Annotated in this window: 10 protein-coding genes; 1 reads left to right on the forward strand and 9 read right to left on the reverse strand. The window is 45.6% G+C overall.

Annotated elements, in window-relative coordinates:
• Window positions 1–281: 281 nt before the first annotated feature.
• Window positions 282–1,064: an NAD(+) diphosphatase gene (gene nudC / locus vsple_RS13260; protein ID WP_255229671.1), complete on the reverse strand. Its 783-nt coding sequence runs from the start codon at window positions 1,062–1,064 to the stop codon at window positions 282–284.
• Window positions 1,065–1,230: 166 nt separating this feature from the next.
• On the opposite strand from nudC, the gene rsd reads away from it, so the two are divergent.
• The gene (gene rsd / locus vsple_RS13265) at window positions 1,231–1,725 is read left to right on the forward strand and encodes a sigma D regulator (RefSeq protein ID WP_255229670.1); all 495 of its coding nucleotides are present in this window, start codon (window positions 1,231–1,233) and stop codon (window positions 1,723–1,725) included.
• 187 nt (window positions 1,726–1,912) lie between these two features.
• Here the strand turns inward: rsd and rpoC are convergent, their stop codons facing one another.
• The 8 genes from rpoC to secE form a co-directional block, all read right to left on the reverse strand.
• Complete coding sequence (gene rpoC, locus vsple_RS13270; RefSeq protein WP_261882223.1) at window positions 1,913–6,115, reverse strand: DNA-directed RNA polymerase subunit beta'; 4,203 nt, start codon at window positions 6,113–6,115, stop codon at window positions 1,913–1,915.
• Between the two features lie 74 nt (window positions 6,116–6,189).
• Window positions 6,190–10,218, reverse strand: a complete 4,029-nt coding sequence (gene rpoB / locus vsple_RS13275; protein WP_255229668.1) for a DNA-directed RNA polymerase subunit beta — start codon at window positions 10,216–10,218, stop codon at window positions 6,190–6,192.
• Window positions 10,219–10,453: 235 nt separating this feature from the next.
• Entirely contained in the window at window positions 10,454–10,822 is a 369-nt protein-coding gene (gene rplL, locus vsple_RS13280; RefSeq protein WP_063524626.1) for a 50S ribosomal protein L7/L12, read from the reverse strand.
• A gap of 57 nt (window positions 10,823–10,879) precedes the next feature.
• A complete protein-coding gene (rplJ, locus tag vsple_RS13285) occupies window positions 10,880–11,374 on the reverse strand; it encodes a 50S ribosomal protein L10 (RefSeq protein WP_032549911.1) in 495 nt (164 codons plus the stop codon).
• Window positions 11,375–11,614: 240 nt separating this feature from the next.
• The gene (gene rplA, locus vsple_RS13290) at window positions 11,615–12,319 is read right to left on the reverse strand and encodes a 50S ribosomal protein L1 (protein WP_032549910.1); all 705 of its coding nucleotides are present in this window, start codon (window positions 12,317–12,319) and stop codon (window positions 11,615–11,617) included.
• Between the two features lie 4 nt (window positions 12,320–12,323).
• Entirely contained in the window at window positions 12,324–12,752 is a 429-nt protein-coding gene (gene rplK, locus vsple_RS13295) for a 50S ribosomal protein L11 (protein ID WP_026084318.1), read from the reverse strand.
• A gap of 212 nt (window positions 12,753–12,964) precedes the next feature.
• Window positions 12,965–13,513 carry a transcription termination/antitermination protein NusG gene (gene nusG, locus vsple_RS13300; RefSeq protein WP_032549909.1) on the reverse strand — a complete coding sequence of 183 codons (549 nt, stop codon included), beginning with the start codon at window positions 13,511–13,513 and terminating at the stop codon, window positions 12,965–12,967.
• A gap of 13 nt (window positions 13,514–13,526) precedes the next feature.
• Entirely contained in the window at window positions 13,527–13,904 is a 378-nt protein-coding gene (gene secE / locus vsple_RS13305; protein ID WP_032549907.1) for a preprotein translocase subunit SecE, read from the reverse strand.
• Window positions 13,905–14,106: the final 202 nt, after the last annotated feature.

The raw sequence follows: 14,106 nt of genomic DNA on the forward strand, positions 1-14,106 counted from the left end.
GCGTGTATTCTAACACTGATTGCAAGGTAAAAGCTGTGTGCTTTGCAACCTAGATCAAGTTATTAACTTTTAAATCAATGCTTAATTTGCACCCAATCATAGGCACATGTTAAAAATTTGTTCGCTAGCGAAAATTACAATTATAACACTGAGTTCCTACAACTCAGCATCTCATAACGACATCTTACTTACCCCCTCCACTTGTGGAGGGTTTTTTTTAAGTATTTGACCACCCATAGGCCAAATACTCCTGTAGGCCAACCTATCCTTTTCAGACAGAGTTAATCCGCAGCGATATCTTCAATCGTCTGCTCAATCAGCGCTCTTGCAATAGTCCCTTTCGGCGCGACGTCTGGCATAGAATCTTTCGTAAACCATTGAGCATCTGACAGTTCACTGTAGTCTGGCTTCAGTACACCACCAGCGTAGTCGGCAAGAAAGCCCATCATCATACTCGAAGGAAAAGCCCAAGGCTGGCTGCCGAAGTATCGGATGTTAGTCACATCGATTCCTGTTTCTTCTTTCACTTCACGAGCAACACACTGTTCGAGAGTCTCTCCGACTTCTAGGAAGCCCGCTATCACCGTATACATCCCGGTTTTGTGTCGTGGGTGCTGAGCAAGCAAAATCTTATTGTCGTGCCTTACAGCGACAATGATGCATGGAAAGATTCTTGGATAGTGCAACGTGCGACAATCACCACATTGCATTGCGACTTGGTTATGGTTGAGGTGATTGCGTCCGCCACATTGTGGGCAAAAACGCATGCTTTGGCTCATGTGACCGTACTGAATCGCTTTGCTAGCGAACAAAAATAGAGCCTCAGGCCAATGCAGCAATTCGCGCAGGCTTTGCATCTCAAATTGAAGATCGCTGTCTGAATCATTGAGCCAGTAAACATTGTGATTTTGATACTGACCAATGCATATCGCGTGTTCGGCATTCAGTTCGAAATCCACAGCAGTGCCAAACGGCAAACGACCTTCTGTGGTCCAAATATCACTCCCCGAGACGACACACCAATACGCTTTGTCCGTCATCTTACCGTCACCTTTTTTTAACATCCCTATGCCTCATTGCTTGCAGTTCGTTCATTTTACTGGCAATCTAATTTCATACTAGAGTTGTAGCCGATATTAATTCAGGCTATTACTTTTAGTAGCGTATAACAAATGGACCCCTACTTAAGCACTTATCATGATCACAAGGTTGTGATCAGATCATGAGGACATGGTCATGCTAAATAAATTTAAACAAGTACAAGAACAATGGGGTGGCTCGAATGAGGTCATCGATCATTGGCTCGAAACTCGACAGTCTCTAATCGTCGAGTATTGCAAGCTAGGTACTCTTCAGCCAGCAAACGGGCAATCAAACGTTGTTGAACTCCCTTCTCCTAAAGAAATCAGCTCATTTTGCGATCATGTTGTTGATTATATCTCTGAAGGTCATTTTAAGATCTACGATATGGTCATGGAAAAATGGCAAGCAACTGGCTTTAAGACCAATAACGAAATCGACACTACTTACGCGAAGATCGTCCTCACAACTGAGCCGCTGCTAGAGTTCAACGATAAATACGTAAAAGTAAGTGCGGATGATGAATTACCGGACTTCGAGGCAGACATGTCGAAGGTTGGAGAACTACTCGAAGTGCGTTTTGAAGTGGAAGACCATCTGATCCAGCTTATTGCCGACAGTCTAGCGATTCCGCCAGGCGCATAAGCAAGAAACGAAAAAGAAGATTAAATCATGAGGGTTGGCGTTAATGGCGTCAGCCCTTTTGCGTTTTTAGAACAGCATTCCCAATAGTAAAAACTCATAATTCGAGTTCTCTTTAAACGGTGATTCCCGACTCACCCAAAAACAAAAAAGGCACCCGAAGGTGCCTTTTCTTTTAAGCTCTTAACGATTACTCGTCAGAAGAGAAGCCTGCATTTAGAAGTGCAGCTAGGTTGTCAGTAGCTTGTTCAGCTGAAGGACCTTCTTGCTCTTCTTCGCGCTTAGCTTGACGCTCTTGGTGGTATGCGAAACCAGTACCAGCTGGGATCAGACGACCAACAATTACGTTCTCTTTCAGACCACGTAGGTCATCACGCTTACCAGAAACCGCAGCTTCTGTTAGTACGCGAGTTGTCTCCTGGAACGATGCCGCAGAGATGAATGACTCAGTTGCTAGAGATGCTTTAGTAATACCTAGTAGTTCGCGCTCGAAGCGTACTAGTTCTTTACCTTCCGCTTCTAGTGCACGGTTAGCAATCTTAACTTGTGAGTATTCAACTTGCTCGCCAGGTAGGAACTCAGAGTCACCTGCATGCGTGATTGTACACTTACGTAGCATTTGACGAACGATAGTCTCGATGTGCTTATCGTTAATCTTTACGCCTTGTAGACGGTAAACTTCTTGAACTTCGTTCGCGATGTACTGAGTCACAGCGTGAATACCACGTAGACGTAGGATGTCATGTGGAGTTTCTGGACCGTCAGCGATTACATCACCACGTTCAATCTTCTCACCTTCAAACACGTTCAGTTGACGATGCTTAGGAATCATCTCTTCGTAAGTTTCGCCACCCTCGCGAGTGATAACTAGACGACGCTTACCTTTCGTTTCTTTACCGAAAGACACAGTACCTGTGTGCTCAGCAAGGATCGCAGGCTCTTTAGGCTTACGAGCTTCGAATAGGTCTGCTACGCGTGGTAGACCACCGGTGATATCTTTGTTACCGCCAGATTTCTGAGGGATACGTGCAAGCGTGTCACCAATGCCAACTTCTGCGCCATCTTCGATGTTTACAATCGCTTTACCAGGTAGGAAGTAGTGAGCTGGCATATCAGTACCAGGGATCATTACGTCGTTGCCTGCTGCATCAACAAGTTTGATAGCTGGACGCATATCTTTACCTGCTGCTGGACGCGCTGCTGCATCAGTTACTTCAGAAGAAGATAGACCTGTTAGGTCATCTGTCTGACGAGAAACTGTTACGCCATCGATCATGTCTACGAACTGGATGCGACCTGCCACTTCAGTGATGATTGGCATAGTGTGCGCTTCCCAGTTAGCTACAACTTCACCCGCATCAACTGAATCTTCGTGACCTTTAGTCAGCGTAGAACCGTAAGGAAGTTTGTGCTTCTCTTTCGTACGACCGAACTCATCAACGATGGTTAGTTCAGATGCACGAGAAGTGATTACAAGCTTCTTGTCTTTGTTGATAACGAATTTAGCGTTGTGTAGCTTAACCGTACCTGTAGTCTTAGCTTGGATGCTGTTCTCTGCTGCTGCAGTAGATGCCGCACCACCGATGTGGAACGTACGCATCGTTAGCTGTGTACCCGGTTCACCGATAGATTGTGCAGCGATAACACCCACTGCTTCACCTTGGTTCACTAGGTGACCACGTGCTAGGTCACGACCGTAACACTGTGCACAACAACCGAAGTCAGCGTCACACGTTACAACTGAACGTACTTTGATGCTGTCTACAGAGTTGTCTTCCATGATCTGACACCACTTCTCATCAATCAGAGTATTACGTGGAATTAGAACATCTTCAGAACCAGGCTTAAGAACGTCTTCAGCTACTACACGACCTAGAGCAAGCTCAGAAAGTGCAACTTTTACGTCACCACCTTCGATGTGAGGCATCATGTCGATACCTTCGTGCGTGCCACAGTCATGTTCGTGTACTACAACGTCTTGAGCAACGTCTACTAGACGACGAGTTAGGTAACCCGAGTTCGCTGTTTTCAGTGCCGTATCCGCAAGACCCTTACGAGCACCGTGCGTTGAGATAAAGTACTGAAGTACGTTTAGACCTTCTTTAAAGTTCGCAGTGATCGGTGTCTCGATGATTGAGCCATCTGGACGTGCCATCAGACCACGCATACCTGCTAGCTGACGAATCTGAGCTGCAGAACCACGAGCGCCCGAGTCGGCCATCATATAGATGCTGTTGAACGATTCTTGCTGCTCTTCTTCACCGTCACGGTTGATAACAGTTTCAGAAGATAGGTTATCCATCATCGCTTTCGCAACGCGGTCGTTCGTAGACGCCCAAATATCGATAACTTTGTTGTAACGCTCACCCGCAGTAACAAGACCAGATTGGAATTGCTCTTGGATTTCACGAACTTCTTCTTCAGCAGATTCGATCTCATCGTATTTCGCTTGAGGAACAACCATGTCGTTGATACCTACAGAAACACCAGAAAGTGCTGCGTATGCAAAACCTGCGTACATGATTTGGTCAGCAAAGACGACAGTGTCTTTTAGGCCAAGCTTACGGTATGCCTCGTTAAGCAGGTTAGAAATCTGTTTCTTACCAAGCTTTTGGTTAACTAGGCTGAACGGTAGGCCCGCTGGAACGATTTGCCATAGCATTGCACGGCCGACAGTTGTATCAACCAACTTCGTTTCAGTTGTGCTGTTACCATCTTCGTCTTTAACAGTCTCAGTGATACGAACTTTAACGCGAGCGTGTAGCTCAGCAGTCTTAGTACGGTATGCCTTCTCAGCCTCTGCAGGGCCAGCAAGGTACATACCTTCGCCTTTCACGTTGATCTTGTCACGAGTCATGTAGTAAAGACCCAATACAACGTCCTGAGAAGGTACGATGATCGGATCACCTGACGCTGGCGACAGAATGTTGTTTGTCGACATCATCAGTGTACGTGCTTCAAGCTGTGCTTCTAGAGTTAGAGGCACGTGTACCGCCATTTGGTCACCATCGAAGTCGGCGTTATATGCCGCACACACTAGTGGGTGAAGCTGGATCGCTTTACCTTCGATTAGTACTGGTTCAAACGCTTGGATACCTAGACGGTGAAGTGTAGGTGCACGGTTAAGCAGTACTGGGTGTTCGCGGATTACTTCGTCTAGGATATCCCAAACGATAGCTTCTTCACGCTCTACCATCTTCTTAGCAGCTTTGATTGTCGTAGCCATGCCACGAGTCTCTAGCTTGCTATAGATGAACGGCTTAAATAGCTCAAGTGCCATCTTCTTAGGAAGACCACACTGATGTAGACGAAGGTATGGACCTACTGTGATTACAGAACGGCCAGAGTAGTCTACACGTTTACCTAGAAGGTTCTGACGGAAACGACCTTGTTTACCCTTGATCATATCAGCAAGAGATTTCAGAGGACGCTTGTTCGAACCTGTGATCGCACGACCGCGACGACCGTTATCTAGAAGTGCATCAACAGACTCTTGCAGCATACGCTTTTCGTTACGTACGATGATGTCCGGAGCAGCTAGCTCTAGAAGACGCTTCAAACGGTTGTTACGGTTGATCACACGACGGTAAAGGTCGTTCAGATCTGAAGTCGCAAAACGACCACCATCTAGAGGTACTAGAGGACGTAGATCTGGCGGAAGAACCGGAAGTACAGTCAGAATCATCCATTGTGGATCGTTACCCGATGCAATGAAGGCTTCAACTAGCTTCAGGCGCTTAGTGATCTTCTTACGCTTAGTTTCAGAGTTAGTTGTTTCCAACTCTTCGCGCATTTCTTCCACTTCTTGATGAAGGTCCATTGTTGCAAGCAGATCTTTGATCGCTTCTGCACCCATCTTAGCAGTGAATTCATCACCCCACTCTTCTAGACGATCCAGATACTCTTCTTCAGTAAGCATCTGAGATTTTTCTAGATCAGTCATACCTGGCTCAGTTACTACGTACATTTCGAAGTAAAGAACACGTTCGATATCACGTAGAGGGATATCCATTAGTAGACCGATACGAGACGGTAGCGATTTTAGGAACCAGATGTGAGCAACTGGTGAAGCAAGCTCGATGTGGCCCATACGGTCACGACGAACTTTAGTTTGTGTAACTTCTACGCCACACTTCTCACAGATAACACCACGGTGTTTCAGACGCTTGTATTTGCCACAAAGACATTCGTAGTCTTTAACTGGACCAAAGATACGCGCACAGAACAGACCATCGCGCTCAGGTTTGAACGTACGATAGTTGATCGTCTCAGGTTTTTTAACTTCACCGAAAGACCATGAACGGATCATGTCTGGTGAAGATAGACCGATTTTGATTGCATCAAATTCTTCGGTCTTATGCTGCGCTTTTAGAAAGTTTAATAAGTCTTTCACAATCAGCTCCTGTAAGGAGTTAAAAGGAGCTCACCCGCAAAAGTGAGCACCTTCTACCAATAATCCCGTGGGGATTACTCTTCGTCTTCTAGCTCGATGTTAATACCTAGCGAGCGGATCTCTTTCAACAGTACGTTGAACGATTCTGGCATGCCAGGTTCCATGCTATGGTTGCCATCTACGATGTTCTTATACATCTTAGTACGGCCGTTAACGTCATCCGACTTAACTGTTAGCATTTCTTGAAGCGTGTAAGCAGCACCGTATGCTTCTAGTGCCCATACTTCCATCTCACCGAAACGCTGACCACCGAACTGAGCTTTACCACCAAGTGGTTGCTGAGTTACTAGGCTGTAAGAACCAGTTGAACGAGCGTGCATCTTGTCATCAACAAGGTGGTTTAGTTTCAGCATGTACATGTAACCAACAGTTACAGGACGCTCAAACGCATCACCAGTACGACCATCAAACAGAGTTAGCTGACCAGATTCTGGTAGGTCACCCAGTTTAAGTAGTTCTTTGATTAACGTTTCAGAAGCACCATCGAACACAGGAGTAGCAATCGGTAGACCGCCACGTAGGTTCTTGATCAGAGTACGAACTTGATCATCAGACAGTTCAGCAATGTCAACTTTCTGACGAGTATCACCAAGATCGTAAACCTTCTGTAGGAACTCACGGAACTTGTGCAGTTCTTGTTGTTCCTTAACCATTTGGTTGATCTTGTCACCGATACCTTTCGCAGCCAGACCTAAGTGTACTTCTAGGATCTGACCGATGTTCATACGCGATGGTACACCCAGTGGGTTTAGTACGATGTCGACAGGTTGACCTTTCTCATCGTATGGCATGTCTTCAACAGGGTTAATCTTAGAGATTACACCTTTGTTACCGTGACGACCCGCCATCTTATCACCAGGCTGGATGCGACGTTTAACTGCTAGGTAAACCTTAACAATCTTCAGTACGCCAGGCGCTAGATCATCACCTTGAGTGATCTTACGACGCTTAGTTTCGAACTTCTTATCGAAGTCAGCTTTTAACTCATCCCACTGCTCAGCAAGCTGCTCAAGCTGTGATTGTAGCGCGTCGTCTTCTAGTGTTTGCTCTAGCCACTTCTTACGGCCGATTGCATCAAGCTTAGCTTCAGAGTAACCACCAGACAGAAGAACAGCTTTAACACGGTTAAGAAGGCCACCCTCAAGAATTTGGAACTCTTCAGTTAGGTCTTTCTTCGCTTCTTTAAGCTGCATCTGTTCGATTTCAAGTGCACGCTTGTCTTTCTCTACACCATCGCGAGTAAAGACTTGTACATCGATGATCGTACCTGAAACAGAGTTTGGTACACGTAGAGAAGTATCTTTAACATCAGATGCTTTCTCACCGAAGATTGCACGTAGTAGCTTCTCTTCAGGAGTCAGTTGAGTTTCACCTTTAGGTGTCACTTTACCAACTAGGATGTCGCCACCCTTAACTTCAGCACCAATGTAAACGATACCTGACTCGTCTAGTTTAGACAGAGCAGACTCACCTACGTTTGGAATATCCGCTGTGATCTCTTCAGAGCCCAGCTTAGTATCACGAGCCACACAAGATAGTTCTTGGATGTGGATAGTCGTGAAACGGTCTTCTTGAACTACGCGCTCAGATACTAAGATCGAGTCTTCGAAGTTGTAGCCGTTCCAAGGCATGAATGCGATACGCATGTTTTGACCAAGTGCTAGCTCACCAAGGTCTGTTGAAGGACCGTCAGCCAGTACGTCACCGCGTGCTACTGGCTCGCCAGGTAGTACGGTAGGACGTTGGTTAATACATGTGTTTTGGTTAGAACGCGTGTACTTAGTTAGGTTGTAGATGTCGATACCAGCTTCGCCAGGTACTAGCTCATCTTCGTTAACCTTAACTACGATACGAGAAGCGTCTACAGACTGAATCATACCACCACGTTTAGCTACGGCTGTTACACCAGAGTCTACTGCGATGTTACGTTCGATACCTGTACCAACTAGAGGCTTATCAGCTTTTAGAGTCGGAACTGCTTGACGTTGCATGTTCGCACCCATCAATGCACGGTTCGCATCATCGTGTTCTAGGAACGGGATAAGCGATGCAGCGATAGATACTACTTGGTTTGTCGCAACGTCCATGTAGTCAACGTGGTCGCGTGGGTGAAGACCAGATTCACCTTTCTGACGAGCAGTGATTAGCTCATCTGCAAACGTACCTTCTTCAGTAAGAACGGTGTTCGCCTGCGCGATTACAAATTGACCTTCCTGGATTGCAGATAGGTAATCTACTTCGTCTGTTACAACACCATCAACTACGCGACGGTACGGAGTTTCTAGGAAACCGTAGTCGTTACAACGCGCAAATGCAGATAGCGAGTTAATTAGACCGATGTTTGGACCTTCAGGCGTTTCGATCGGACATAGACGACCGTAGTGAGTTACGTGAACGTCACGTACTTCGAAGCCTGCGCGCTCACGAGTAAGACCACCTGGACCTAAAGCAGAAATACGACGCTTGTGCGTTACTTCTGACAATGGGTTGTTTTGGTCCATGAACTGTGAAAGCTGTGAAGAGCCAAAGAATTCTTTAACAGCAGCAGAAATAGGCTTAGCGTTGATTAGGTCCTGAGGCATGATCGCATCAAGATCACCAAGGCTTAGGCGCTCTTTAACAGCACGTTCTACACGAACTAGACCAACACGGAATTGGTTCTCTGCCATTTCACCTACTGAACGGATACGACGGTTACCTAGGTGGTCGATATCATCAACTTCACCTTTACCGTTACGGATAGCGATCAGCTTCTTCATCACTTCGATGATGTCTGATTCGTCTAGCGTACCGCGCTCTTCTTCTTCTTCACGCTCGATAGAGCTGTTGAACTTCATACGGCCTACTGTTGATAGGTCGTAGCGTTCTTCAGAGAAGAATAGGCTTTCGAATAGAGCTTCTGCAGCTTCTTTTGTTGGTGGCTCGCCAGGGCGCATCATGCGGTAGATTTCTACAAGCGCAGAGATGCGATCTACCGTGCTGTCTGCACGTAGAGTGTCTGACATGAATGGACCGTGGTCTAGGTCATTCGTGAACAGTACTTCTAGAGCTTTGTGACCTGCTTGAGATAGGTTAGCAAGTGCCTCTAGGCTGATCTCTTGGTTTGCACCAACAATGATCTCGCCAGTTGCTTCGTTGATATAATCTTTCGATGCAACTTTACCAACGATGTACTCTACTGGTACTTCGATGTGCTCAACGCCATCTTTCTCAAGTTGACGGATGTGACGAGCAGTAACACGACGACCAGTCTCAACGTAAACTTTGCCGTTTGCTTCGATGTCGAATGACGCAGTTTCACCACGTAGACGATCAGGAACAAGCTCCATAAGTAGAGTTTGGTCTTTCACTTCGAAGTTCACTTTCTCGAAGAATAGATCCAGGATCTCTTCTGTCGACTTACCTAGTGCACGAAGGATGATTGAAGCTGGTAGCTTACGACGACGGTCGATACGTACGAATAAGTTGTCCTTAGGATCGAACTCAAAGTCTAACCATGAGCCACGGTAAGGAATTACACGTGCGTTATAAAGAACTTTACCTGATGAGTGGGTTTTACCCTTATCACTGTCGAAGAACACGCCTGGGCTTCGGTGCAGCTGGGATACGATAACCCTCTCGGTACCATTGATTACGAAAGTACCATTGTCTGTCATAAGCGGAATTTCGCCCATGTAGACTTCTTGTTCTTTAATGTCTTTTACAGTACCTGCTGGCGCATCTTTATCAAAGATAACTAGACGTAGTTTAACGCGTAGTGGCTTTGAGTAAGTTACACCGCGGATTTGACATTCTTTAACGTCAAAAACTGGCTCACCAAGACGGTAGCTAACGTATTGCAGCTCAGAATTGCCGTTGTAGCTCTGAATTGGGAATACAGAACGAAAAGCAGCCTCAAGACCGTATTGACCTTCAGGATCCTGTTCGATGAATTTGTCGAAAGAATCAAGCTGGATCGATAACAGGTATGGAATGTCCAAAACTTGTGGACGAGTACCAAAGTCCTTACGGATGCGCTTTTTCTCGGTATAAGAGTAAACCATGGGGTTCCTCAGCTCGCTGATAAGTGACCCAAACTACCCGAAACACTCCTCGGAGGGGGTAGTGACTAACAGCTGTTTACTGTAGTGAACGACTATCTTGGAAAGGTAATCGTTTTTTTGCTCAGGTTATGACGTTTAAACAGCGGGAAAATTCGTCATAGCCCTACAGCGCAAAAAGGCCGGTGGTTATTTAACCACCAGCCAATAGCCGTTAGGCTAAGAAATTAAGTAATAATTACTTAACTTCAACAGAAGCGCCTGCTTCTTCTAGCTGTGCTTTAAGAGCTTCAGCTTCAGCTTTGTCAACGCCTTCTTTTAGAGGTGCTGGAGCTGAGTCTACAAGACCTTTAGCTTCTTTAAGACCTAGGCCAGTTGCGCCACGTACAGCTTTGATAACTTGTACTTTGTTAGAACCAGCAGAAGTTAGGATAACGTCGAATTCAGTTTGCTCAGCAGCAGCTTCGCCACCAGCAGCGCCGCCAGCTACAACAGCAGCTGCAGCAGATACGCCGAATTTCTCTTCCATAGCTTCGATAAGCTCAACAACTTGCATTACAGACATTTCTGCAACTGCGTCTAGGATTTGCTCGTTAGTAATAGACATAACAATTCTCTTTTAAGTCAACAATAAGTTTAATTAGCAACCAGTGAAAAGCAAGGCTTATGCCGCAGCTTCTTCTTTTTGGTCACGTAGTGCAGCGATAGTACGAACCAGCTTGCCTGCAGAAGCTTCTTTCATGCACATCATTAGGCGTGCAATTGCTTCGTCGTAAGTTGGTAGTGTCGCTAGTACTTCAGCATCAGTAACTGTGCCTTCAAATGCAGCAGCTTTGATCTCGAAATCTTTGTTCTCTTTAGCGAAGTCTTTGAAAAGACGCGCTGCAGCACCTGGGTGCTCGTTAGAGAACGCGATCAGAGTTGGACCAGTGAAAGTGTCAGTTAGACACTCGTAGTCTGTACCCTGAACCGCACGACGTGCTAGTGTGTTACGAACAACTTTCATGTAAACACCCGCTTCGCGAGCTTGTTTACGTAGAGAAGTCATTGCGCCAACTTCAACGCCACGAGAATCAGCTACAACTGCAGAAAGTGCACCATTAGCTGCTTCGTTGACTTCAGCAACAATTGCTTTTTTGTCTTGAAGATTTAAAGCCATTTGGTTTAACCTCTGGTTGTGATTACAGCACTCATTACAGTGTGTAATGAGCGTTTACGATGCTAATAAACATGAATCACTTCATTTAAATTAGGCATCGCCTACGTAGGTTTTATTAAGCTATAACTCCGAAAAGCACAGCGCCTACGGTCTTGGGATAGATGATTTGAATCGCTTCAAAAATCACCCAACCACAAATATTAGGCGCAGAAGTATACACTAAATCTGCGCCTAAGCAAATTAGTTTGCTTGAGTGTTCAGGCTAGCCTGATCAACAGCAACACCAGCACCCATAGTAGTAGAGATGCTTACTTTCTTCAGGAAAGTACCTTTCGCTGAAGAAGGCTTAGCTTTCTTAAGAGCAACTAGCAGAGCTTCAAGGTTTTCTTGAATCTGGTTAGCTTCGAAAGACGCTTTACCGATAGTAGTGTGGATGATGCCGTTCTTGTCGTTACGGTAACGAACCTGACCAGCTTTAGCGTTCTTAACAGCTTCAGCAACGTTAGGAGTTACAGTACCAACTTTAGGGTTTGGCATAAGGCCGCGTGGACCTAGGATAGTACCTAGTTGACCAACAACGCGCATTGCATCTGGAGAAGCAACAACTACGTCGAAGTTCATTTCGCCTTTCTTCACTTGCTCAGCAAGATCTTCCATACCAACAACATCTGCGCCAGCTTCTTTAGCTGCTTCTGCGTTTGCACCTTGAGTGAACACAGCAACGCGGATTTCACGGCCAGTACCGTGAGGTAGCACAGTAGCGCCACGTACGTTTTGGTCAGATTTACGAGCATCGATGCCTAGGTTAACAGCAACATCAACAGACTCAACAAATTTAGCAGTAGCTAGTTCTTTAAGAAGAGCAACAGCTTCGTTGATTTCGTACTCTTTAGTTACGTCAACTTTTTCGCGGATTACGCGCATACGCTTAGTAAGTTTTGCCATCTTATTAACCCTCTACCACTAGGCCCATTGAACGAGCAGTACCAGCGATTGAACGCTTCATTGCTTCGATGTCAGCACCAGTCATATCAGCAGCTTTAGTTTCTGCGATTTCTTGGATTTGAGCGTCAGTTACAGTACCCACTTTTTCAGTGTTTGGACGACCTGAACCAGACTTAACGCCAGCAGCTTTCTTAAGAAGAACAGCAGCAGGTGGAGTCTTAGTTACGAACGTGAAAGAACGATCGTTGTATACAGTAATAACTACTGGAGTCGGTAGACCTTTCTCAACAGATTCTGTTTTTGCGTTGAACGCTTTACAGAATTCCATGATGTTAACACCGTGTTGACCTAGAGCAGGACCAACCGGTGGCGACGGGTTTGCCATACCAGCTGCAACTTGCAGTTTGATATAAGCTTCAACTTTCTTAGCCATGATATTTCCTAATATTTGGGTACATGCGCTAGCCATAAGGCAAGCTCCCCATAATTTCAATGAACGCTTTTTACTTCCTCAGAAGTAAAAAGGCGCGAAATTATAATCATAATTCGCGCCTTAAACAACCCTAAAAAGGTGGTTTTTTATACTCTTTTAATTTGAACAAGTTGCTAATAAGTTATCCACAATTTTGTTCAACTATTCGAGTCTTAGTCCAGCTTTTCAACCTGACCGAATTCAAGCTCAACAGGCGTTGCACGACCAAAGATCGATACAGAAACCTTAATGCGGCTCTTCTCGTAATCCACTTCTTCAACTGTACCGTTGAAATCAGCAAATGGACCATCGTTCACACGAACCACTTCACCAGCTTCGAACATAGTCTTAGGACGTGGAGCTTCGCTCGCTTTCTCTAGACGGTTCAGAATCGCATCAGCTTCTTTATCAGTGATTGGTGCAGGACGATCAGAGGTACCACCAATGAAGCCCATAACACGCGGAATGCTGCGTACTAAGTGCCATGATTCGTCATTCATGATCATCTGAACTAATACGTAGCCAGGGAAGAATTTACGTTCACTCTTACGACGTTGACCCGCGCGCATTTCCACTACTTCTTCAGTAGGTACTAGCACATCGCCAAACAGTTCTTCCATGTTGTGCATTTTAATATGTTCGCGTAGCGATTGAGCCACACGACCTTCAAAGCCAGAGAAGGCTTGAACTACATACCAACGTTTTTTTGGAGCTTCACTCATGAATCAGAACCCTCTATACCCCAGTCACAAAGGCAACTAGACGAACCATAATGCCGTCGATGCCCCATAGTGCTAGAGCCATAACAATACTTACAGCTAGAACGATCAATGTGGTTTGCATAGTTTCTTGGCGTGTAGGCCAAACCACTTTACGAATCTCCATACGAGATTCTTTTGCAAATTCGATCGCAGCTTTACCTTTAGTTGTTGTTGCTGCAACGCCTAGTGCGGCAGCAATCAGCACAACTACACCTGCAGCGCGAATTACAACTGATAATTCACCATACAGGTAATTACCCACAACAGCGGCGGCTAGCAGAACAAAAGCGACAATCCACTTCATTGTATCTGCTGCACTTGAGCTATCAGGAGTCTCAGCGTTTGCTTTCATAAAACCAACCTGTGATAAGTCTTAAATATAGACGACAATAACCCCGCTGTTGCAGGGCACATTCCTTTGCGTTGCAGAACAACACATCTAACAGTCATTTTAGTCAAAAATGATCGTTTTATTCTTTGCTAAGAGACAAAGTTGCTGTGATTTCACGCAACTCTTTTTTTAGCGCAGAAAAAGGGCATCAAATGATGCCCTT

Origin of the sequence: Vibrio pelagius, from assembly GCF_024347575.1 — a bacterium.
GTDB lineage: Bacteria > Pseudomonadota > Gammaproteobacteria > Enterobacterales > Vibrionaceae > Vibrio > Vibrio pelagius.